General features: G+C 73.5%; 21 protein-coding genes and 1 pseudogene. 8 read left to right on the forward strand and 14 right to left on the reverse strand.

From position 1 onward, the window contains the following. Positions 1-31: 31 nt before the first annotated feature. The 5 genes from Dvina_RS34745 to Dvina_RS34765 all read right to left on the reverse strand — a co-directional run bounded on the left by Dvina_RS34745 (position 32) and on the right by Dvina_RS34765 (position 6,948). The gene (locus Dvina_RS34745) at positions 32-3,247 is read right to left on the reverse strand and encodes a DUF4132 domain-containing protein (RefSeq protein ID WP_223093503.1); all 3,216 of its coding nucleotides are present in this window, start codon (positions 3,245-3,247) and stop codon (positions 32-34) included. Between the two features lie 44 nt (positions 3,248-3,291). Beyond that, the gene (locus tag Dvina_RS34750; protein ID WP_223093504.1) at positions 3,292-4,806 is read right to left on the reverse strand and encodes an MDR family MFS transporter; all 1,515 of its coding nucleotides are present in this window, start codon (positions 4,804-4,806) and stop codon (positions 3,292-3,294) included. A gap of 77 nt (positions 4,807-4,883) precedes the next feature. After that, complete coding sequence (locus tag Dvina_RS34755) at positions 4,884-5,378, reverse strand: hypothetical protein (RefSeq protein ID WP_223093505.1); 495 nt, start codon at positions 5,376-5,378, stop codon at positions 4,884-4,886. A 48-nt stretch (positions 5,379-5,426) separates the two neighbouring features. After that, positions 5,427-5,984, reverse strand: a complete 558-nt coding sequence (locus tag Dvina_RS34760) for a CGNR zinc finger domain-containing protein (RefSeq protein ID WP_223093506.1) — start codon at positions 5,982-5,984, stop codon at positions 5,427-5,429. 61 nt (positions 5,985-6,045) lie between these two features. After that, the gene (locus Dvina_RS34765) at positions 6,046-6,948 is read right to left on the reverse strand and encodes an alpha/beta fold hydrolase (RefSeq protein WP_223093507.1); all 903 of its coding nucleotides are present in this window, start codon (positions 6,946-6,948) and stop codon (positions 6,046-6,048) included. Positions 6,949-6,984: 36 nt separating this feature from the next. Here Dvina_RS34765 and Dvina_RS34770 point away from each other — a divergent pair, with 36 nt between their 5' ends. The 4 genes from Dvina_RS34770 to Dvina_RS34785 all read left to right on the forward strand — a co-directional run bounded on the left by Dvina_RS34770 (position 6,985) and on the right by Dvina_RS34785 (position 9,555). Then, positions 6,985-7,512, forward strand: coding sequence for a helix-turn-helix domain-containing protein (locus Dvina_RS34770; RefSeq protein ID WP_223093508.1), 528 nt, complete (start codon positions 6,985-6,987; stop codon positions 7,510-7,512). A 107-nt stretch (positions 7,513-7,619) separates the two neighbouring features. Then, positions 7,620-8,618 (forward strand): selenide, water dikinase SelD, encoded by a 999-nt coding sequence (selD, locus tag Dvina_RS34775; protein WP_223093509.1) that lies wholly within the window; start codon positions 7,620-7,622, stop codon positions 8,616-8,618. 109 nt (positions 8,619-8,727) lie between these two features. Next, positions 8,728-9,129 carry a DUF2752 domain-containing protein gene (locus Dvina_RS34780; RefSeq protein ID WP_223093510.1) on the forward strand — a complete coding sequence of 134 codons (402 nt, stop codon included), beginning with the start codon at positions 8,728-8,730 and terminating at the stop codon, positions 9,127-9,129. A gap of 24 nt (positions 9,130-9,153) precedes the next feature. Continuing rightward, positions 9,154-9,555: an RDD family protein gene (locus Dvina_RS34785; protein ID WP_223093511.1), complete on the forward strand. Its 402-nt coding sequence runs from the start codon at positions 9,154-9,156 to the stop codon at positions 9,553-9,555. Between the two features lie 107 nt (positions 9,556-9,662). Here the strand turns inward: Dvina_RS34785 and nrfD are convergent, their stop codons facing one another. From nrfD to fdh, 3 genes and pseudogenes are all read right to left on the reverse strand, one after another. Further along, positions 9,663-10,592 carry an NrfD/PsrC family molybdoenzyme membrane anchor subunit gene (nrfD, locus tag Dvina_RS34790; RefSeq protein WP_223093512.1) on the reverse strand — a complete coding sequence of 310 codons (930 nt, stop codon included), beginning with the start codon at positions 10,590-10,592 and terminating at the stop codon, positions 9,663-9,665. After that, on the reverse strand, positions 10,589-11,353 hold the full coding sequence (locus Dvina_RS34795; protein ID WP_425516474.1) for a 4Fe-4S dicluster domain-containing protein: 765 nt from the start codon (positions 11,351-11,353) through the stop codon (positions 10,589-10,591). Before Dvina_RS34795 ends, nrfD begins: the two co-directional genes overlap by 4 nt. Beyond that, positions 11,353-14,553 (reverse strand): annotated as a pseudogene (fdh, locus tag Dvina_RS34800) (formate dehydrogenase); the annotation flags it as partial. The pseudogene fdh and the gene Dvina_RS34795, both read right to left, overlap by 1 nt. A gap of 139 nt (positions 14,554-14,692) precedes the next feature. Here fdh and Dvina_RS34805 point away from each other — a divergent pair. Both Dvina_RS34805 and Dvina_RS34810 read left to right on the forward strand, forming a co-directional pair. After that, entirely contained in the window at positions 14,693-15,247 is a 555-nt protein-coding gene (locus Dvina_RS34805; protein WP_223093515.1) for a TetR family transcriptional regulator, read from the forward strand. 2 nt (positions 15,248-15,249) lie between these two features. Next, on the forward strand, positions 15,250-15,750 hold the full coding sequence (locus Dvina_RS34810) for a metallophosphoesterase family protein (protein ID WP_223093516.1): 501 nt from the start codon (positions 15,250-15,252) through the stop codon (positions 15,748-15,750). Here Dvina_RS34810 and Dvina_RS34815 read toward each other — a convergent pair. Then, on the reverse strand, positions 15,713-16,870 hold the full coding sequence (locus Dvina_RS34815) for an MFS transporter (RefSeq protein WP_223093517.1): 1,158 nt from the start codon (positions 16,868-16,870) through the stop codon (positions 15,713-15,715). The two genes, Dvina_RS34810 and Dvina_RS34815, sit on opposite strands and share 38 nt — an antisense overlap. A 24-nt stretch (positions 16,871-16,894) precedes the next feature. Between Dvina_RS34815 and Dvina_RS34820 the strand changes: the two genes are divergently transcribed. After that, positions 16,895-17,389 (forward strand): ArsR/SmtB family transcription factor, encoded by a 495-nt coding sequence (locus Dvina_RS34820; RefSeq protein WP_223093518.1) that lies wholly within the window; start codon positions 16,895-16,897, stop codon positions 17,387-17,389. On the opposite strand, the gene Dvina_RS34825 is transcribed toward Dvina_RS34820, so the two are convergent. From Dvina_RS34825 to Dvina_RS34845, 5 genes are all read right to left on the reverse strand, one after another. Next, entirely contained in the window at positions 17,386-18,018 is a 633-nt protein-coding gene (locus tag Dvina_RS34825) for a DUF998 domain-containing protein (protein WP_223093519.1), read from the reverse strand. The genes Dvina_RS34820 and Dvina_RS34825 overlap by 4 nt on opposite strands. A gap of 91 nt (positions 18,019-18,109) precedes the next feature. Next, positions 18,110-18,646, reverse strand: a complete 537-nt coding sequence (locus Dvina_RS34830; RefSeq protein ID WP_223093520.1) for a GNAT family N-acetyltransferase — start codon at positions 18,644-18,646, stop codon at positions 18,110-18,112. Continuing rightward, the gene (locus Dvina_RS34835; protein WP_223093521.1) at positions 18,643-18,798 is read right to left on the reverse strand and encodes a hypothetical protein; all 156 of its coding nucleotides are present in this window, start codon (positions 18,796-18,798) and stop codon (positions 18,643-18,645) included. Before Dvina_RS34835 ends, Dvina_RS34830 begins: the two co-directional genes overlap by 4 nt. Before the next feature lie 9 nt (positions 18,799-18,807). Continuing rightward, entirely contained in the window at positions 18,808-19,224 is a 417-nt protein-coding gene (locus tag Dvina_RS34840; protein WP_223093522.1) for a VOC family protein, read from the reverse strand. Positions 19,225-19,234: 10 nt separating this feature from the next. After that, a complete protein-coding gene (locus Dvina_RS34845) occupies positions 19,235-19,663 on the reverse strand; it encodes a helix-turn-helix domain-containing protein (protein WP_246655517.1) in 429 nt (142 codons plus the stop codon). 93 nt (positions 19,664-19,756) lie between these two features. Here Dvina_RS34845 and Dvina_RS34850 point away from each other — a divergent pair, with 93 nt between their 5' ends. Further along, on the forward strand, positions 19,757-20,674 hold the full coding sequence (locus Dvina_RS34850; RefSeq protein ID WP_246655518.1) for a polysaccharide deacetylase family protein: 918 nt from the start codon (positions 19,757-19,759) through the stop codon (positions 20,672-20,674). Positions 20,675-20,690 lie beyond the last annotated feature (16 nt).

Below are 20,690 nucleotides of genomic sequence, written 5' to 3' on the forward strand. Positions count from 1 at the left end.
GTGAGGACGCGCCGCGAGGTGAGCGCTGGGGTTACATGACGGACTCCAGGTCGGCCAGGAGCTCCGAGGCCGAGGCGGCGTCAAGGGTTGCGAGCGGCACCGTACGGTCGCTGGTCCACGGGTTGGTCCCGGCCGGGCAGATCCAGATGTCGGCCAGGTGCTGGTCCGGGTGTTCGTTGGGCAGGCCCAGCATGATGCCGGGGTCGAGGTTCACGACGAGCAGGCGGCCGCCGGGCAGGTCGCGCTCCATCTGGGCCTGGTGGGCGCCCTCGATCCCGGAGCGCCGCCAGCCGCGCCGCTCCAGGCCCAGCAGCTTCACGGTCATGGCTCGGCGGCCGTCGAAGCGGGCCAGGCGGACGGCGGCGGACTCGTCGGGGGTCAGGGAGTACACCTTCCGGCGCAGCTGTGGGAACGGTTGCAGGATGTCGTAGTCGGCCAGCACCTGCGCCCACGCCGCCACGTCCAGGTCGACCGGGTGGGCCACGCCGACGACGGCGTCGCCGGGCAGGGTGTACGGGTCGTCGGCCACGTCGGCCAGGGTGCGGTCCTCGGCGATGCGCAGGGCCGTGCCGGGGGCGCCGGGCTCGCCGGTGATCCAGATCAGGCGGCGGGCCAGGCGCCACAGGAGCGGGTGGTCGAGCAGGACGGTGCGGAACTCGGGTGCGCTCCAGCGGCGGCCGCCGGCGAGGGCCGACTCGAGGCGGCGGACCTGTTCGGTGACGACCTTGCGGACGCCCTTCCTGGCCGCGGCGAACCGTTGCTGGGCGGCGGCCGCGAGCTCGGCGTCGTCGCGGGCGGCGGGGGCCGGGAGGTCCTTGCGGCGGGTGCCGTCCGCGTCGGCAACCCACGGCTTGAGCTGATCGTCGAAGCCGGCCACGAACGTTCGCGGACCGTAGTCGAGGACCATTGTCGCGTCGGGGGCGAGGTCGAAGTGCGGGACGAGCCGGTCGGCGAGGGCCTCGGCGGTGAGGCCTATCGCCTCGGCGACCGCGGCGAGGTTGGCCTCGGCCCGGGCCCGGACGGCCTTCGCCTTGAACTTAGTGGCGATCTCGTGGAGCTGGCGCAGGGCGGCCTCGGTGCCGAGGTGCATGAGGGTGTCGAGGCCGGCGGCGGCGCGCTTGTGGGCGCCCTCGTAGGGCCAGCGCCGCACCGCGGCGGCCAGCGCGGCGGCGGTCTCGTCGTCGCCGAGGAACGCCTGGGCGTCGAGGGTCCAGCCGCCCGCGGGCGGGGCGTCGGCCTGCTCCCACCGGCACAGCAGCTCCCAGCCGAACCGGGCCAGGTCGTGCGGCTCGCACGCCTCGCGCACGAGCGCGACCCCGGCGTAGGGCTCGCCCGCCTTCGACAGCATCAGCATCGTCAGCAATGCCCGGACCGAGTCGGCCGGGAGGGTCCCGGCCGAGTCGCCGCCCGCGGGTCGCCGGAGCCGGACCGCGGGCAGCACAATGGGGTCGGCCCACTCCGGCGGCTGCGGGATCCGGGTGGGCAGCTGCTGCAGGAGCGGGTCGGCGTCGAGCAGGTCGACGACGCCCGCTTCGGCCTTCGCCCCGTAGCCCTTCGCGGCGATCAGGACCGTCTCGCGATGCCCGGCCGCGGCGAGGGCGACGAGGGCCAGCCCGGCCTGCCGCCGCTGGACGCCGGGCTTGCCGAGCGCGGCCGGGACCAGTGCCCGGGCCGCCTCGGCCGGGTGGGCCTTCAGCCAGGCGAGGGCGTCGCGGCGCACCGACTTGAGCCGGGTCAGCCAGTCGGCGACGAGCAGCGCGATCTCGGGGCTGGTGAACGGCAGCAGCGCGGGGCAGTTGGCCGGATTGGCCCGCACGGTGTTGAGCAGCAGCGGATAGGCGGCCAGGCCGAACCGCGCCGTGATGCGGTCGAGCCACCACTCGCCGAACCGCGGCCCCTTCGGCCGGTACACGTCCATCACCGACAGCGCCAGCTCCGGCGGCCCCTCGGTGAACACCCGGCTGGCGTGCCACTCCCAGGTGCGCCCGGCCCGGATCTCCTCGGCGTAGGCGGCGTAGTCGATGTGGCGGCTGGGCTGCGGCAGCGTGGCCAGGAGCCGTTCGCGCTCGCCGGGCGGCCACGCGACGGCCGGCTCATCGGTGCAGCGCAGGTCGAGCACGAGCGGCTTGGGTGCCCTGGGGCGCCCGACCCACGGCGGCTTCGCGAGCACCGCGGGCAGGGCCTCGGCCGGTGCCTCGCCGGGCCGCGGGCCGCTCGCCGGGTGCAGGTGGGCCGGCGCGAGCTCGGGGTGCTTGGCCACGTGCCGGCGCAGGAGTTCGGCGACCCGGGGCCGGCCGGCCGACGCCTCGAGGATCCGCATGGCCCGGGCCGGGTACCGGTCGGCGGCGTCCGCGACGACGGCCTGGACGCCGCGCTGGGCCGCCTGGTCGACGAGCGCCTGGAACGCCCGGTCGGTCGGCACGTGCGCCAGCGCGCCCATGACGAAGTGCAGGAAGTCGGGCACCTGCAGGCTGTAGGCGACCGAGCGCCCGGTCCAGGCGTGCGCCCACACGTCGAGGATGCCGTCGCCGATGACCTCGGTGAGCGTGTGGAGCATGTGCGCGTCGGCCACGTGCCAGGGGTCCACCTCACCGGACCTGTCGAACACGGCGATCGCCTCGTCCACTGTGGACACCGAGGCCAGCAGCAGGCGGCCGAACGCACAGCCGTTCGGCAGCTCGGCCAGATCCTGCCGGGCCCAGTCCGGCTCGGCCGGGGCCAGGAACGAGGCGGCGATGCGCTGGTGCATCGAGCCGCCCTCGCGGACCGCGCGCAGCGCCGCGACGGCCTCGGCGTGCTGCTCGCCGGGCGCGGCCGCCATGGCGATGCGCAGGCGGGCGAGGATCCACTCGCCGTAGTGCTCCGCCCATCGCCGACCACCGAGCAGCGCCTCGAGACCGACGAACTCGGCGGCGGCGCGGACGGCGAAGACCAGGCCGTGCCGGGTGACCCAGTGGTCGGCGACGGCGCTGACCCGGCCCTGCTCGCGGCGATCCTGCTCGTTGCGGATGACGACCGCCCACACCGCCGCGACGCCGAGGGGGGTGGCGTCCGGCCCGCCGCGCAGCGCGTGCAGGCCCGCGGCGCCGGCTTCCGCGGGCGTGTCGGGCAGCGCGAGGATCGCGGCCGTGCGCGCCGGGATGTCCGGCGGCGCGGCGCTCGGTTCGTACGGCACCGGCGCGCCGCCGCGGCGTGGATGGATGCTGCGCTGCCACGACGCCGGGAGTACGAACTCGTCTTCGGTCACGGCGCTCAGACTAGTGAGCGGGTACGACACTTTTCCGCGGAACGCTACGGGAGCTGCTCGATCTTCCGCGGAATCAGCAGGATCGCGGCGATGCCGGCGACCCCGACGATCGCCAGGCCGACGAACACGTTGTGGGTGGCCGAATACAGGCTCGCCCGGACGTAGTCGGCCACGATCGCCGGCACGTCGCCGGGCTTGAGCACGATGCCGGTGGCGTCGGCGCCGGAGCTCACGGCGGGCTTCACGTCCGGCGGCGCGGCGGCGAAGCGGCGGTCCAGCGTGGTGTTCGCGATCGCGCCGAACACGGCCGCGCCGACCGCGCTGCCGACGGAGCGGAAGAACATGTTGGTGCCGGTGACCACGCCCCGGCGGTCCCACCCGACGACTGACTGCACGGCGATGAGCGTGGGTGCCGCCACGAGGCCGAGGCCGGCGCCGATGACGAAGCAGGCGATGCCCATCGCCGCGATCGTGGTGTCCTCGGTCAGCAGGGCGCACATGACGGTACCGGCGATGATGACGACGCCACCGATGAGCGCGGTGTTGCGAAAGCCGATGCGCAGGTAGATGCGGCCCGAGAACGTCGCCGAGATCGGCCAGCCCAGCGTCATCGCCGCGACCACGAACCCGGCGACCAGGGCGCTCGTTCCCAGTACCCCCTGCGAGAAGTTGGGCACGTAGGAACTGAGGCCGATGACAAGCGCGCCGACCGCCAGCGAGACGAGGCTGCCGCCGACGAGCGTGCGGTGGCGGAACACCCAGAGGGGCAGCACGGGCTCGGCGGCGCGCCGCTCGACGAACACGAACGCGGTCACCATGACGGCGCCCGCGGCGAAGATGGCGATGCTGGGGACGCTGCCCCACGCCCACATGATGCCGCCCTCGAGCGTGCCGAGGATGAGCAGGGTGCAGCCGCCGATGAGCAGCGCCGCACCGAGGTAGTCGATGCGGTGGGCCCGCCGCTCGACGTGCTCCTTGAGGTGCCGGGCGAACATCCACAGCGCCCACAGGCCCAGCGGCAGGTTGACGAAGAAGATCCACCGCCAGGACAGGTAGTCGGCGAAGACGCCGCCGAGGGTCGGGCCGACGACCGACGACACGCCCCACACGCCTGCCACATAGCCCTGCACGCGCGCGCGTTCCTCGACTGAGTACAGGTCGCCGATGATCGTCATGCTGATGGGCTGGATGGCGCCGGCGCCGATGCCCTGCACGGCCCGGAAGACGATGAGCGTCAGCATGCTCCACGCGGCGCCGCACAGCACCGACCCGAGCAGGAACACGGCGATGCCGAAGAACATGACGGGCTTGCGGCCCAGCACGTCGGCGAGCTTGCCGTAGAGCGGGGTGGTGACGGCCGCGGTCAGCAGATAGATCGAGAACAGCCACGGAAAGTGCGCGAAGCCACCGAGGTCGCGCACCACCGACGGTACCGCTGTCGCGATGATCGTGCTGTCCAGCGCGACCAGGCCGGTGGTCAGCATGACCGAGCCCAGCACCGGTCCGCGCGCCGAGCGCAGCCCGACAGCGGACCGCTTGGTGAAAGTGGCCTCTTGCATTGTCACACCTTACGCCCGGCGGCTCGCCACGGCTGGGTACGCCGGTCCGTCGCCCGTGGTAGGCGGCGCCGCCGCGCTCAGGAGCAGACGTCCACGCTGAAGTCGGCGTGCCCCCGGCCGGTGTGGCACTTGAGCGTCCGCACGCCCGAGGTGAACCGGAACCGTCCGTCGCCGCCACGGGTCAGCACGACCCGGTACCGCTCGGCCTCCACCGAGTCGTCGCCGAGGTGGGTGAGGGTCGCGGTGACGACTGTCCTGTCCCCGTCCGGCTCCTGGAGCAGGTAGATCTCGGGGCGGCCGTCGAACGGGCCGTTGAGGCCGAGCAGTTCGGCCGCGGCCGTGTCCGCCGCACCCGCCCACTGCGGGGCGGCCCGGTCGACCAGGTCGTTGAAGCCGGGCGCGGCGATCGTCCCGGCCGTGCGCTCGACGGTGATCCGGCCCGTCCAGCGTTCGCCCGCGGCGGGGGTCGCCGGGACCTTCCACGCGATGGCGCCGGACTGCTGCACCGGGTCGCTGCAGCCGGCGACGAGAACCAGCAGGAGGATGACGATCGATGCCCGGGGCCAGCGCACGGCCGGAGCCTACCCGCGGCCCGGCGGCGCCGCTGCCCGGCGGTGCGCTCAGGCGCGGCGGCGCTGCTTCTTGGCCCGGTTGCCGCAGCTGTCCATGGAGCACCAGCGGCGGCGGCCGGGGCGGGAGAGGTCGAGGAACAGGGCGTTGCAGGACGGGTCGGCGCAGGCGCGGATCCGGGTGACCGCCGGGGAGGTGACAAGCTCCAGGGCGTCCCGCGCGACCAGGGCGAGGGTGCCGGTGACGGGGTCGTTGGCGTACCAGCGCAGCTCACCGCCGTCGCCCAGGGCCGGCACGGGGACGGTTCGCGTGGCGGCCTGGTTGACCCGTTCACGCGGGGCCTCGCCCGCGGCCTCGGGACCCCCGGCGCTGCGGGCGGCCTCCACCAGGGCGTACACGGCCTCGCGCAGCTGCTGGGCGTCGCGGACGATCGGCTCGGGCACGACGCTGCCGGGGACCGGGGCCACCGGGCCGCACTGGCCCACCCAGGCGGACAGCGCCGGCCCGTCCGTCAGCTCCTCGACGGCGTGGTCGGTGCCGCGGGCGCGCAGCGTGCGGGTGAAGTCGAGGCAGAGCCGCCCGGCACCCTGGCGGAAGGTATCGGCCATCGGCACAGCCTAGACCCTACACCGGTTTAACCGGTACAGCCGCCGGCGACGCCCGCCCGGGTCAGCGGCCGCCGCGATCCCGGACCCGGTCCAGCAGGTCGCGCAGGGCGGCCAGGACGGGGGCGGGCTGCTGCACGTGGAGGTACTGGTGCGACGCCCCCGCGATCAGCCGCTGCTCGCCGCGCGGGACCGAGGCCGCGATCGCCGCGTGCAGTGCGTGGATGCCCGCGTGCGCCGGCTCCAGGAGATCCGCGGGCATGTGCTGCACCCAGAACGGGTTCTTGTCGGCGGCGGTGAGGACGATCAGCGGGACGTCCGGGAGGGGGCCGGCCGCGGACAGCTCCGCATACACCTCGTCCTCCAGGTTGCGGCCCTCCGCGATGCCGGTGCGCCAGTGCTCCAGGCGGTGCTCCACGAGGGGCGAGCGGATGTCGTCGGGCCACTGGGAGTACAGCTGCGAAAGGGCTTGCCGCGAAGCGTCGAGCTGCTCGAGGGTCAGGTCGGGCAGCGCGTCCCACGTGGGTTTGAGCTGCTCGTTGAGCGCCACGACCGCCGGCGGGAGGAAGCGCAGGATGTCCTCGTGGCCGGGGTCGATGAAGAGCAGCCCGGCGACGTCCGCCGGGTGCAGCTGCGCGAAGCGGCGGGCGTAGACGGCGCCCAGCGAGTGGCCGGCCAGGACGTACGGGCCCGGGATCCCCGCGGCGGCAAGCGCGCAGCGCAGTTCCTCGGCGACGGCGGCGGCGGAGCGCGGCAGGGCGACGGGGTCGCTCCAGCCCGTGCCGGCCCGGTCGTACGTGACGGCGGTGGTCAGCTCGGCCGCGCCCTGCAGCAGGTTGTCGTACTCCAGGCCGATCAGGCCCGCGCCGGGCAGCAGGACGAGCGGCGGGCCGCCGGCGCCGGCCCGGTACAGCGCGATCCGCCGGCCGCCCACCTCGACGAGCTCACCCCGTGGCAATGTTCTCATGAATGCGAACATTATCAGGTGTGCGACTATTAGCCAATGGACCCGGTCGAGCTCCTGCTGCACCCGGTGCGGCTGCGGATCGTGCACGCGCTGTCGGGCGGGCGGACGCTTACCACGCAGCAGCTGTGCGAGCGCATCGCCGACGCGTCGAAGGCCACGGTGTACCGCCACGTCGCCGTCCTCGCCGAGGCCGGCATCCTGGAGACGACGCAGGAGCAGCAGGTGCGCGGGTTCGTCGAGCGGCACTACCGCCTCCAGCCGGCCCGGGCCGCGGTCAGCGCCGAGCGGGCGGCCGCGGCGACCGTCGACGATCACCGGCGGGCCTTCGCGGCGTCGATGGCGGCGCTGCTCGCGGAGTATCAGGCGTACCTCGACGACCCGGGGGCCGACCCGGCGCGGGATCAGGTCGGCTACCGCCAGCACGCCGTCTGGCTCACCCAGCACGAGCGCGAGCAGCTCATCGCGGGCATGCGGGCCGCAATCGTGCCGCACCTCGCCAACGAGCCGGCCGAGGGCCGTTCGCAGCACCTCCTGAGCCCGATCCTCTTTCCGCTGCGCGACTGACCCGATCCGCGCGGCGAGGTCCGGCCACGCGGAGCACCGGCCGGCTCGGACCGGGCCCGCCCCGGCAGCGGTCGGGCGGCGCCGCGCGGCAGGCATAGAGTGCGGTGGTGACGCAGACTCTCCGGCTCACCGGTTACGCGCACGGCGGCGGCTGTGCCTGCAAGATTCCGCCCGGCGAGCTGGAGGCGGTGGTGGCCGGGCTGACCGGCGGCAGCGCGCCGGACGGGCCGGGAGAGCTCCTGGTCGGGCTCGACGACGGCGACGACGCGGCGGTCGTGTCGATCGCGAACGGCATGGCCGTCGTGGCGACCGCCGACTTCTTCACGCCGGTGGTCGACGACGCGTACGACTGGGGCCGGATCGCCGCGGCCAACGCGCTCTCCGACGTCTATGCGATGGGCGGCCGGCCGGTGGTGGCCGTGAACCTGCTCGCCTGGCCGCGCGAGGTGCTGCCGATGGAGCTGGCGGCGGAGGTACTGCGCGGCGGCCTCGACATCGCCCGCGAGGCGCGCTGTCACGTGGCCGGCGGGCACTCCGTCGACGACCCCGAGCCGAAGTACGGCATGGCCGTCACGGGCCTGGCCGACCCCGATCGCCTGCTGCGCAACGACCGCGGCCGGCCGGGCGTGCCGCTCACGCTCACCAAGCCGCTCGGCATCGGCGTGCTCAACAGCCGGCACAAGGCGACAGGCGAGCCGTTCCCGCACGCGGTGGCCGCGATGACGACGCTCAACCGCGACGCGTCCGAGGCGGCGCTCGCGGCCGGGGCCGTGTGCGCGACCGACGTGACGGGCTTCGGGCTGCTGGGCCACCTGCACAAGCTGGCCCGGGCCAGCGGCGTCACGGCCGTGGTGTCGGCCGCGGCCGTACCGTATCTGGACGGTGCCCGGGCGGCGCTGGCCGACGGGTTCGTCAGCGGCGGCACCCGGCGCAACCTCGACTGGGTCCGGCCGCACCTGGACAGCGGCTCGGTCGGCGAGGACGAGCTGCTGCTGCTCGCCGACGCGCAGACCTCCGGCGGGCTACTGGTGGCCGGCGAGGTGCCCGGATATCCGGTGATCGGCGAGCTCGTCGCGGCCGCGGGCCCGACACTGCGCGTGATTTGACCGGAACATCCATGCTTACGTCGTTTGACATCGGACGATCAGCCGACAGCCAGTGACGGCGATCACGACCTAAGATCACCCTTCGTTACTGCGAGGACGGGGTCGCGGGTTGAGCAGGCAGTACTCGGTTCCGGAGCGTCTCGGCGCGTTCGGGCTGACGGTCGCGGCCGCGGCCGCGGTCTGGCCGGCGGTCACCGCCGGGAGCGGTGTCGGTCTGCCGTGCCCGCTGCGCTGGGCGACCGGCGTGCCCTGTCCGGCCTGCGGGCTGACCACCGCGTCCGTGGATCTCGTGCACGGTCACGTGCTCGCGGCGCTGGGCGCCAACCCGGCCGTGTTCGGGCTGGCGCTGCTCACGGCGGTTGCGGTACCACTGCTGGCGTTACGGCACCTCGGTGTCGTGCGCCCTCCGGAGCCGTGGTCACCGCAAGCCCGGCGCCGGGTCGCAGTGACGATGCTCGCCGCCGCAACGGCGAGCTGGCTGTTCCAGCTCCACCGTGCAGACCTTTTCTGATAGTTGGTAGGAGAGAGAACCCCCATGAACTATGCAACGTGGCCCATCCGCGTCGGCGCGTACATCGTCGACGTGCTGCCGGCGCTGGTGCTGAGCGGCATCGGCTACGCGGTCGCCGGGCCGTCGTCCGACGACCCGAGCGTCGGCCCGCTGTACTACGTGTTCGCGCTGCTGTCGCTGGCGTACACGATCTACAACCGCTGGTACCTCGGCGGCCAGGGCCAGAGCCTGGGCAAGAAGGCCCTCGGCATCCGCCTGGTGAAGGAGCAGACCGGCCAGCCCCTCGGCTTCGGCGGCGCGTTCGTGCGTGACCTCGCCCACATCGTCGACGCCATCATCTGCTACATCGGCTTCCTGTTCCCGCTGTGGGACGCGAAGCGCCAGACCCTCGCCGACAAGATCACCGGCAGCCTGGTCGTCAAGTAAGTCGCTGTTTGCGGCGCCGGGGCTTCCAGCCCCGGCGCCGTTTTTGTGCCGCTGATCCGGTGATCGATGCACCGGCATCGGCTCGGCACCGTGGAGGAGGCGGCGAACTAGCCCTGCTGCTGCTTCTGCGGCTGCACGACGTACTTCGGGTCCCGGGTGGACTCCATGCCGGCCTCGAAGATGCCGAACCGGGTGGCCAGGGAGCCGGCCAGCAGCGCCGCACCCGACAGCGCGGACAGCAGGCGGCTGCGCCGGCCGAGCAGGGCGCCCGCCGCGCCGGCCAGGTTCAGCTGCCGCGCCGCGCGCAGGAGGCGGCCGGCCCGGCCCGTGCGGTACGGCTCGCTGAGCAGGCCCAGACCGTGCTCGATGCGGTGGGTCGCGGCCAGCTCCAGGGCGACGCCGGCGACGGCGAGGCCGCGGGCCGGGCCGCCCTCGGCGAGCGGGGCGGCGATCAGGCCGACGGCGGCCCCACTGGCCAGGGCACTGCCGGCGAACGCGAACGGCAGGTCGGCGCGGGCCGCGTGCCAGGACGGGGCGGCGGTGTCGGCGATGAGCACGGCCGTGTACGTGGCCAGGGCCGGGGCGAGCGCGGCGGCCCCGATCCCGGCGGCCCTTCCGGCTCCGCCGACGAGGCCGCGCGGGCGGGCCTCGGTGGTCGCGGCCAGGCCCGCGGCGCCGCCGAACGCGCTGAGGATCCAGGTGCCCACCGACATCGGCGAGGTCGGCTTGGCCACCCGCAGCATGTGGTGGAAACGCTCGGGGCGGCCGAGGTCGTTGATGAGGAAGTAGGTGCTGGCCCCCAGCGCGCCGAGCGCGGCCAGGCGGGCGGCCCGGCGCGTCCGGTGCCGGCCGGTCAGATCGGCCCCGGCGGCGAGCAGGGCACTGCCGGCCGCGAGCCCGCCGGTGAACAGGTACGCGGGCACGTCGTGGCGCCACACCGGCGTCTTGACGATCGGCCGGCCGTAGTACGACCGGAAGTCGGCCTTGGGGACCTGGACGTCCTCGCCGCCGTGCTCGCGCTTCCCCGGCCTGGTCATGGGCGGCGGCCCAGGAAGGCGACGGCGGCCGCGGCGGCCATCGTCAACGCGGCGAAGCCGGCGCGCTTCCACATGTCCGGCAGGTTACGCGTCGTCGCGACCGGCGCGGGCGGCAGGCCGTACACCTCCGGCTCGTCGAGGAGCAGGAAGAACGCGCCCTGCCCGCCGACGCCGTCGTCCGGGTCGTGGCCGTAGAGCCGGGCCTCGGGAAGGTCGAGCTGCTCCAGGCGGGCCTGGGCGCGCTCGCGGAGCTCGTCGAGCGGCCCGTACTGGATCGACTCCGTCGGGCAGGCGGTCGCGCACGCCGGCTGCAGCCCGTCGCCGATGCGGTCGTAGCACAGCGTGCACTTCCAGGCCCGGCCGTCATCCTCGCGGCGGTCGATGACGCCGTAGGGGCAGGCGGTGACGCAGTAGCCGCAGCCGTTGCAGATGTCGGCCTGGACGATGACGGTGTCGAACTCCGTGCGCATCAGCGAACCGGTCGGGCACACGTCGAGGCAGGCCGCGTGCGTGCAGTGCTTGCACACGTCGGACATCATCAGCCAGCGCATGTCGCCGCTGTCGTCCGGCGCCGGCTGCTCGATGAACGCCACGTGCCGCCACGAGTTGGCGTCGAGCTGCCCCGTGTTGTCGAAGGACTGGCCGAGCAGGTCCAGGCCGTCGGCCGGGACCGCGTTCCACTCCTTGCAGGCCACCTCACACGCCTTGCAGCCGATGCAGACGCTCGTGTCAGTGAAGAAGCCCATGCGCTCGACTGTCACAGCCCCGCCCTCCGGTTGTAGTCCTCGACCAGGGCGCGCAGGGCCGGGCCGCGCGGGCGGCGGCCGGGGCGCACGTCGCAGGTGCCCACCTTGCTCTCCTGGATGAGCACGTTGGGGTCGAGCACGATGCCGAGCAGGTCGTTCGCGGAGTCGCCGGTCGTCAGACCCGAGCCGCCCCAGTGGTACGGCAGCCACAGCTGGTGCACCGGCCGCCCGTCGATGCGCAGCGGCCGCATGCGGGCCGTCACCATGACCCGGGCCTCGATCGCCGACCGGCTGGTGATGACGTGCGCCCAGCCCAGGTGCTCGAGGCCCCGCTCGGCGGCCAGCGCCGGGGACACCTCGACGAACATCGCCGGCTGCAGCTCGGAGAGGTAGTCCAGGGTGCGGCTCATCCCGCCCGCGGTGTGGTGCTCGGTGAGGCGGCTGGTGGTGAAGACGTACGGGAACACGGTGCTGCGCGCCGGGTTCATCGGGTTCTCGGAGCGCTGGTACCGCTTGCGGGTCGGATTGGCCTGCTGCTTGTACAGCGGGTTCTCCACCGGGGACTCGGCCGGCTCGTAGTGCGTGGGCATCGGCCCGTCGACGAGGCCGCTGGGCACGAACAGCCAGCCCTTCCCGTCGGCCTGCATGATGAACGGGTCGTCTCCGGCGATGCCGGCCGGGCCCGCGGCGCCCGGCTCGGGGCGGTACGACGGCGGCTTGGTCTTCTCGAAGTCGGGCACGTCCGGCCCGGTCCACTCGCCCTTGGCCGCGTCCCAGTACACATAGGACTTCCGCGCGCTCCACGGGTTGCCCTGCGGGTCGGCGGACGCGCGGTTGTAGAGCATGCGGCGGTTCATCGGCCAGGCCCAGCCCCATTCGAGGCCGATCGGGTCGTCAGGCGATGCGGGCGTGCGGCGGGCGGCCTGGTTGACGTCGTCGGCGTACACCCCCGAGTAGATCCAGCAGCCACACGCCGTCGAGCCGTCGGCCTTGAGCGCCGTGAACCCGGGCACCGCGGCGCCGCTGGCCACGTCGTAGCCGTTGATCTCGCGCAGCACGGCCTCCGCGGACGGCTCGTCGTGCACCCCGTGGGTGGGGTAGTCCCACGCCAGGTCGCGCACGGCCCGGTCGCGCTCCAGTGTGGACTGTGCGAGGCGCTGCTTGACGAGGCGGCCGAGGTGGTAGAAGAACCAGAGCTCGGAGCGGCAGTCGCCCGGCGGGTCGACGGCCTTCTGCCGCCACTGCAGCAGCCGCTGGGTCTGGGTGAACGTGCCCTCCTTCTCCACGTGGGAGGCGGCGGGCAGCAGGAACACCTCGGTCTTGCACTCCTCGGTGACGATCTCGCCGGTCTCGACCTCGGGCGCGTCCCGCCAGAACGTCGCGCTCTCGATCTCGTACAGGTCGCGCACGACGAGCCAGTCGAGCTGGGCCATGCCGAGGCGCTGGGCCCGCCCGTGCGCGGAGCCGACGGCCGGGTTCTGCCCGAGCAGGAAGTAGCCTTTGACCTTGCCGTCGAGCATCGACAGCACCTGCTGGTAGGTGCCGTGGTCGCCGGTCATCCGGGGCAGGTAGCCGTAGCCGTAGTCGTTCGCGGCCGTGGCGGCGTCGCCGAAGTAGGCCTTCAGCAGGCTCACCGCGAAGGCCTCGGCGTTGCCCCAGAAGCCCTTCTGGCCCGGGTGGCGGATCGAGTCGATCCACTCGCCGAACGTGTCGTGCTTGCCCGCCGTCGGCATGGGCAGGTAGCCCGGCAGCAGGTTGAACAGCGTCGGGATGTCGGTCGAGCCCTGGATGCTGGCGTGCCCGCGCAGGGCCATGATGCCGCCGCCGGGCCGGCCCATGTTGCCCAGCAGGAGCTGGATGATGGCGCCGGTCCGGATGTACTGGACCCCGACCGAGTGCTGCGTCCAGCCCACGGAGTACACCAGCGCGGTCGTGCGCTCGCGGCCCGAGTTGGCGGTCCACGCCGCGCAGACGGCCGCGAAGTCCTCGGGCTCGATCCCGCAGACCTGCTGCACGACCTCCGGGGTGTACCGCGAGAAGTGCCGCTTGAGGATCTGGTACACGCAGCGCGGGTGCTGCAGCGTCTCGTCGCGCTCGGTCTGCGACGGCACCGGCGGCCCGTGCGACTCGTGCTGCAGCCCGCCCGCGGTCTCCCGGGTGTCCTGCCCGTGCTCGGGGTCGTGGTGCTGGGCGCCCTCTCCCTCGCCGTGGCCCTCGTACTGCCAGGACTGCGGGTCGTAGGCCTGCTTGTCCTGATCGAAGCCGGAGAACAGCCCCTCGAGGTCCTCGGTGTCGCGGAACTCCGGACCGATGATCGTGGCCGCGTTCGTGTACGCGACGACGTACTCCCGGAAGTCCAGCTCGTTGCTCAGGATGTAGTTGACGACACCACCGAGCAACGCGATGTCCGACCCGGCCCGGATCGGCACGAACATGTCGGCGACGGCGCTGGTGCGCGTGAACCGCGGATCGATGTGGATGACCTTGGCCCCGCGGGCCTTGGCCTCCATGACCCATTGGAAGCCCACCGGGTGGGCCTCGGCCATGTTCGATCCCTGGATCACGATGCAGTCAGCGTTGGCCAGGTCCTGCTGGAATCCCGTGGCGCCGCCGCGACCGAAGCTGGTCCCCAGACCGGGGACGGTGGCGGAGTGTCAAATGCGGGCCTGGTTCTCGATCTGCAGCGCCCCCATGGCGGTGAACAGCTTCTTGATCAGGTAGTTCTCTTCGTTGTCGAGCGTCGCCCCGCCGAGGCTGGCGATTCCCAGCGTCCGGTTGAGCGGCCGGCCCTCCTCGTCGCTGTCCTGCCAGGTCTCGGCCCGCGCGGCGACGACCCGGTCGGCGATCATCTCCAGCGCCGTGTCGAGGTCGAGCTCCTCCCACGCGGTGCCGTAGGGCCGGCGGTACTTCACCTTCGTCGCCCGCAGCGGGCTGGTGACCAGGCTCTTGCTGGCCGAGCCCTTGGGGCACAGGCGCCCGCGTGAGATCGGGCTGTCGGGGTCGCCCTCGATCTGGGTGACTTTGCCGTCCTTGACGAAGACCCGCTGCCCGCAGCCGACGGCGCAGTAGGGGCACACGGACTTGGCGACGGAGTCGGCCTGGGTGGTCCGCGCAGTGATGGCCTCGGTGCGGGCCGAGCGGACCGCCTCGCCCCGGCCGGTCGGGTCGGGCCCGGTCAGCTGCCGGTACACCGGCCACTTCCGAAGCCATTCCATGCATCGGACTCTACGCCCCCTCGACTCGCACCGCCCACCGATGCACGGTTTGTGTACGAGGTATGTTTACAACGTAAGGAAACTGCCCCGAGCCTCCTGCCGACCACGGTCCGCGCGACGGTCGCCTAAGGTTCCTGTGGTGGACACCGCCCGTCGGCCCGGCCGGCCGCCGACCATCCACCGCGCCGACGTCCTGGCGGCCGCGGTGGCCGTCATCGACACCGAGGGCCTGGAGGCGCTGACCATGCGCCGCCTCGGCTCGGCACTGGGTGTGACGGCGATGTCGCTGTACCGGCACTTCGACAGCCGCGACGCCGTGCTCACCGCCGTGGTCGACGCGCTCGCCCGCACCGTCGACTACGTGCCCCACCGCACCTGGCCGGAGACGCTGCGCAGCTTCGCCGAGGGGTACCGGGCGATGCTCCTGCGCCACCCGCGGGCCGTCGCCCTCCTGGCCACCCACCCGGTCGACGAGCGCCGCGGCCGCGAGCTCGTCGCGCCCCTGCTGACCGCGTTCGCCGAGGCCGGCGTCGGTGACGAGCGGGCCGTGACGATCGTGCAGTCGGTGGCGGTGTTCACGCTCGGCCACGCCCTGGCCCAGGCCGGCGGCGCGCCCCCGGCCCAGCAGACCGGCCCGTACTACGATGCCTGGTTCGCTGCTGGTCTCACCGCGCTGCTGAAGGGGTTCGCGTAGCCGTGCACGTGCTCCTGCTCGCCGACACCCACGTCCCGAAGCGGGCCCGTGACCTGCCCGCACCCGTCTGGGCCGCCGTCGACGCGGCCGACGTGGTCATCCACGCCGGCGACTGGGTCGACGTCGCTCTCCTCGACGCGCTGCAAGCACGAGCCGCAAGCCTTCTCGGTGTGTACGGCAACAACGACGGACCGGCACTGCGGGCCCGCCTCCCCGAGGTGGCGCAGGCCGAGCTGGGCGGTGTCCGGGTGTCAGTCGTGCACGAGACCGGTCCGGCGGCGGGCCGCGAGCAGCGGTGCGCCGCGCAGCACCCGGGCCGCGACCTGCTCGTGTTCGGCCACTCCCACATCCCGTGGGACACCGTCGCCCCCGGCGGCCTGCGGCTGCTCAACCCCGGCTCCCCGACCGACAGGCGCCGCCAGCCGTACTGCACCTACATGACCGCCACCCTGGCTGCCGGCGCGATCACCGCCGTCGAGCTGCACCGGATACCGCGACAGTGACCGCCGCCAGGGCCGCCAGCCCGGCCGCCGCCAGCGTCTGCACCCGGTAGTCGGCGAGGGCCACCGCGAACCCGCCCAGGATCAGCGCCGGGCCGGCGGGCACGAAGATCACCGAGTTCGCCGTCGCGGCGGCCCGGCCCAGCCGCTGCGGTGGGATCACCCGCTGCACGGCGGTCACGGCGGCGATCAGCGGCGCCGGCAGCCCAAGACCCATCAGCACGCACCCGACGATCACCGTCGTGGTCCACGGCGTCGCCCGCAGTGCCGCGCCCGCCGCGACAAGCGCCAGGCCCGCCGCCGAGTAGCCGCGCTCACCCAGGCGTCGCATGAGCGCGCCGGCGAGCAGGCCGCCGGCCACCGATCCGAGGCCCTGCGCCGGGGTGAGGACCCCGGCGAACGCGGGCGGGCGGTGCAGGGCGTCGAGCAGGGCGTAGGTGGCGCTGCTGGACAGGCTCGCCACGACCATCGTGGCCGCCCCGGCCAGGATCAGCACCCGCAGCTCGCGGTCGCGCAGCACCGGCGTGGTCGCCGCCCCCTCCGGCGCGGCGGGCCGGCCGGGAGCCGGGCGCAGCCGCGCGAAGGCCACCGCCGCGACCGCGAGCGTGGCCGCGTTGAGCAGCGCGACCGACGGGCCGCCGAGCAGGGTGAACAGCGCGGCTCCGGCGGCCGGGGCGAAGAGCTTCATGCCCTCCGTCACCGTGCGGGTCAGGCCGTTGAAGTCACCGCGCAGCTCCGGCCCGACGACCGACGGCAGCAGCGCGGCCTCCGCCGCCTCGAGGAGCACGGCACCCACCCCGACCAGGCTCAGGGCGCCGAACAGCAGCCAGACCGGCCCGGCCGCGACGGCCACCATCACCGCGGCCAGCACCAGGTTGACCGCGACCAGGAGCCGGCGGCGGTCGACCCGGTCCGCGACGCCACCCAGGAGCGGACCGAGCAGCAGGGCGAACCACATCCCGGCCGCGACCACGCCGGCCAGCGCGTCCGAGCCGGTGCGCGTCTTCACCCATACGCCCGCGGCCAGCGACATCGCCGAGTCGCCGAACCCGGACACGAACACGCCGCCCAGGTACAGCCGGGCGTTGCGGTCCCCCAGCACCCGGGCCACCGGCCACCCCATACCCCCAAGCATACAATTGGGGGTATGGCTGACGATGTTCTGCGGGCCCTCGCCCACCCCCTGCGGCTGCGCATGCTCAACCTGATGTGGCCGGGCCCGCTCTCGGCGGCCGAGCTGTCCCGGGAGCTGGGCATTTCGCACGCCCTGGCCAGCCAGCACCTGCGCCGGCTGGCCGGGGCCGGGCTGGTCGAGCTGGCCGAGGAGCGCACGCGGCGGGGTGGGCACGAGCGGCGCTACCGCACGGTGCCGGGTTCGCCGCTGTCCGACGTGCGCGAGGGGACGGCGCTGCTGGCCGAGACGCTCGCGCACGGCCTGCGGGACCGGGCCGCCCGGCGCGACCCGGCCCAGCCCGGCGTGACGACTGACGGCGAGCTGTGGGTGGCGCCGGAGGTGTGGGAGGAGTACCGCCGGGGCCTGCAGGCGCTCGGCGACGCGCTGCACGCGGCGGCCCGGCCGGTGCACAGCCCCGGGACCGTTCCCGTGGCCGTGACCGTGCACGCGTTCCGGCTGGCGCCTTAGTCACACGGCAGGCGGCGGTACCGCTGGATCGACACGACCGCGAGCCAGGCGAAGATCACCAGGACGCCGGCGACGAACCCGAGCACGACGAGCGGGCTCGAGGCGCCCGAGGCGATGCCGATGAACGCGAGCAGGAACAGCGTGCCGGACACCCGCGAGTAGGGCTTCAGGACCGGCGACAGCCAGGCCGCGACCGCGACGCACAGGAAGCCGACCGCCCCGGCCACCAGGTGCCCGACGCCGTGCCAGGTGACCACGCCGGCACCGTCCGGGGTGCCTGCGGGAAAGCCCTGGGCCGGGTCGGCCCGCAGCAACCCGGCCGCGACCATGCTGAGCCCGAACACGGCGACGAGACGCCCGGTCCAGCGGGCCCCGGCCCGGGTGAGACCCACACCGGCGGTCACGACCATCAGGCCGGTCAGGATGAAGTTGGTGATCTGCAGCCAGCCCAGCGAGCCGTTGCTCAGCAGGCTCCAGGCGTGCCGGGTGACGTCGAAGCCGTCGCGGGTCAGGGCCTGGGCGAGGCTCACCCCGGCGTACAGCGGCCCGGCGAGCACGCCGTAGCCGAGCATCGAGCGGGTGATGCGGTTGGCGCGGATCTCGGGGGTCACGGCCTCGGTGGTCGTCATGGCGGTCCTTCCTCGACGGGTGCCTTCACCCATCCCTCGAACGGGACCGCCGGGATCCGACACGGTCGCCGGACTTTTCTCCCGGGCGTCGCTACCAGGCGTCGCCGATCCGGAAGTCGCAGGCCAGCACGCTGCTGTCGGAGGCACCGGCGAGCGGGCCGCCCGCGCCCGGCAGCACGTAGGTGTTGCGGTCGTCGCCGGGCGTCGCGGTCAGGCCCCGGGGCGTGAGCACGGCGGTCGTCCCGGGCCACCGGGTCCAGCCGCGCCGGGTGTACAGCCCGGCGCCGGCCGGCCCGGCCGAGAGCGCTCCCAGGTCGTAGCCGGCCCGGATGATGCGCTCGGCCTCGTCGAGCAGGGCGGCGGCGTAGCCGAGACGCTGATGGTCCGGGTGCACGGCCACGGCCTCGAGGTAGCCGCCGCGGTGCGGTACCCCGTCGATGAGCAGCGACCGCTGCACGACGGCGGCGTGCCCGACGATCCGCCCACCGGCCTCGGCCAGGACGTGCAGCCCGCCGAGCGCGTGCGACCAGTCGGCGTCGGTGAAGCCCGGCCGGTAGGCGGTGTCGATGAGGATGCGGACCTCGGCCCGCTCAGCCGCGGTGAGGTCGGCGGTGTGCACGGTCCTCATCGCATCCGGGCCTTGCCGAGGCTGTCGCGCACGATCCAGGCGACGTCCGGGTCCGTGGACGCGGCCACCCGGTCGAACACCGGGCGGCCGTGCATCGGCTCGGCGGGCGGGAGCGTTCCCAGCCTCGCCGTGTACTCCGCCCGCCGGCCCATGCACCGACCTTAGTAGGCCGGCGGGGCGAACGGCTGCACGATCACCAGCCAGTTGCCGCTGTTGTCGCGGAGCACGGCCTCGACGCCGTACGGGCGGTCCTCCGGCTCCTGCACGAACTCGACGCCCTTGGCGGCCAGCTCGGCGTGGGTCTTGCGGCAGTCGTCGACCCGCAGGCCGAGCCCGCCCAGGCCGCCCTTGCCGAGCTGGCGGCGGATGAACCCGGCGGCCTCGTCGTCGAGCGGCGGGCCGGGCTTCATGAGGACGACGTCGAGCTCCGGCTGGTTCGGGTGCCTGACCGTGACCCAGCGGAACTCACCCATCGTGACGTCCTGGCCCGGCTCGAAGCCGAGCCTGTCGACGTAGAAGTCGCGGGCCTCGTCCTGGTTGAGACAGTACACCGTGACAAGTGAAATGTTCGTGACCATGTCCGGGACGCTACCGGGCGTGACCGGTGCCGCCTTCTCGGAAATTGCGGACCACGCCGGCCATGAACAGCCAGCACCCCGGGATGTGCCCGGCGCCCGCCCCGGCCCAGCGGTTGCGGTACGCCACCGGGCTCTCCCCCACGATCCGCGTGAACTTCGCCGAGAACGATCCCAGGCTCGTGAAGCCGACCGCCATACAGATCTCGGTGACCGTCAGGTTCGCGCTGCGCAGCAGGTCCTGGGCCCGTTCGATGCGCCGCCGGGTGAGGTAGCGCATCGGCGTCTCGCCGTAGCTGTCCTCGAACGACCTGATGAAGTGGTACTTCGACACGCCCGCCACCGCCGCGACGCCATCGAGCGCGAGCGGCTCCCGATAGTGCCTGTCGATGTGATCGCGGGCACGGCGCAGGTGGGGCAGCAGGTCGACCGGCACGGACACCCGATCACCGTAGCCGCCGCACCCGGCCGGGCGATATCGGTCACGCGGCTTTGGGGGGTGCGCGCAGCGGTGCTCGCCGGGTAGCGTGGCCGGGTGCTCGGCAACCAGAGGTCTCGATACGTCGCCGTGGCCGCAGGCACTGCGGTGCTGCTCGGAGTGCTCCTCGGCGCGACCGCATGCAGTACGCACAAGCAGGCCGCGAACGGCGCGCAGCCGGCGTATCCGGTCGGCACCCAGCTCAGCGACGGCCCCACGCAGTCGCCGGAGCCGCCGGTCGTGCCCACGTCGGCCGCGCCGCCGTCACCGTCGGCGACGAAGACCAGCGCGAAGCCGGCCACGAGCAGGACCCCGGCGAAGACCGAGGGCGGGTTCGCCGTCCGGCCGCCCGGCAACGGTCACGGCCCGGCCTCGTCGCTGTCGCGCACCGGCAACACGAACGTGGCGCTGACCTTCGACGACGGCCCCGACCCGACGAACACGCCGGCGATCCTGCAGGTCCTGCGCGAGAACGGCGTCAAGGCCACGTTCTGCCTGGTCGGCTTCCGGGTCCGCGACCATCCCGAGCTGGTCCGCCAGATCTACGCCGACGGGCACACGCTGTGCAACCACTCCTGGCAGCACCTGACCGACCTGGCCAAGCGCGACCCGTCGTACATCGACTGGGACCTGCAGCACACGAACGACGCGATCCACGCGGCGGTCGGCGCGGACGCCCCGATCAAGTACTTCCGGGCACCCGGCGGCAACTTCTCGGCCGACCTGGTCGCGAAGGCCAGGGCGATGGGGATGGCCTCGATCTACTGGGACGTCGACCCGCAGGACTGGAACCACAAGCCCGACAAGAACGACCAGTCGCACATCGACCGGGTCATCGCCGAGATCAAGGGCCACGTCCGGCAGGGCTCGATCATCCTGTCCCACGACAACGCGCAGCCGGACACGATCGTGGCGTATCGGCAGCTGATTCCGTGGATGAAGCAGTACTTCACCCTGGAGTCCCTGCCGCTCTGACCGCGGCCGGCACGTG

The organism is Dactylosporangium vinaceum (assembly GCF_019904175.1).
GTDB classification, from domain to species: Bacteria; Actinomycetota; Actinomycetes; order Mycobacteriales; family Micromonosporaceae; genus Dactylosporangium; species Dactylosporangium vinaceum.

Coding starts and splice junctions, on each gene's coding strand:
- Dvina_RS34825 (WP_223093519.1), bottom strand. CDS start 18,018: ATGACGACCACCGAGGCCGTGACCCCCGAGATCCGCGCCAACCGCATC.
- Dvina_RS34785 (WP_223093511.1), top strand. CDS start 9,154: ATGAACTATGCAACGTGGCCCATCCGCGTCGGCGCGTACATCGTCGAC.
- Dvina_RS34830 (WP_223093520.1), bottom strand. CDS start 18,646: ATGAGGACCGTGCACACCGCCGACCTCACCGCGGCTGAGCGGGCCGAG.
- Dvina_RS34770 (WP_223093508.1), top strand. CDS start 6,985: ATGGACCCGGTCGAGCTCCTGCTGCACCCGGTGCGGCTGCGGATCGTG.
- Dvina_RS34760 (WP_223093506.1), bottom strand. CDS start 5,984: ATGGCCGATACCTTCCGCCAGGGTGCCGGGCGGCTCTGCCTCGACTTC.
- Dvina_RS34820 (WP_223093518.1), top strand. CDS start 16,895: ATGGCTGACGATGTTCTGCGGGCCCTCGCCCACCCCCTGCGGCTGCGC.
- nrfD (WP_223093512.1), bottom strand. CDS start 10,592: ATGACCAGGCCGGGGAAGCGCGAGCACGGCGGCGAGGACGTCCAGGTC.
- Dvina_RS34840 (WP_223093522.1), bottom strand. CDS start 19,224: ATGGTCACGAACATTTCACTTGTCACGGTGTACTGTCTCAACCAGGAC.
- Dvina_RS34815 (WP_223093517.1), bottom strand. CDS start 16,870: ATGGGGTGGCCGGTGGCCCGGGTGCTGGGGGACCGCAACGCCCGGCTG.
- Dvina_RS34835 (WP_223093521.1), bottom strand. CDS start 18,798: ATGGGCCGGCGGGCGGAGTACACGGCGAGGCTGGGAACGCTCCCGCCC.
- Dvina_RS34765 (WP_223093507.1), bottom strand. CDS start 6,948: ATGAGAACATTGCCACGGGGTGAGCTCGTCGAGGTGGGCGGCCGGCGG.
- Dvina_RS34750 (WP_223093504.1), bottom strand. CDS start 4,806: ATGCAAGAGGCCACTTTCACCAAGCGGTCCGCTGTCGGGCTGCGCTCG.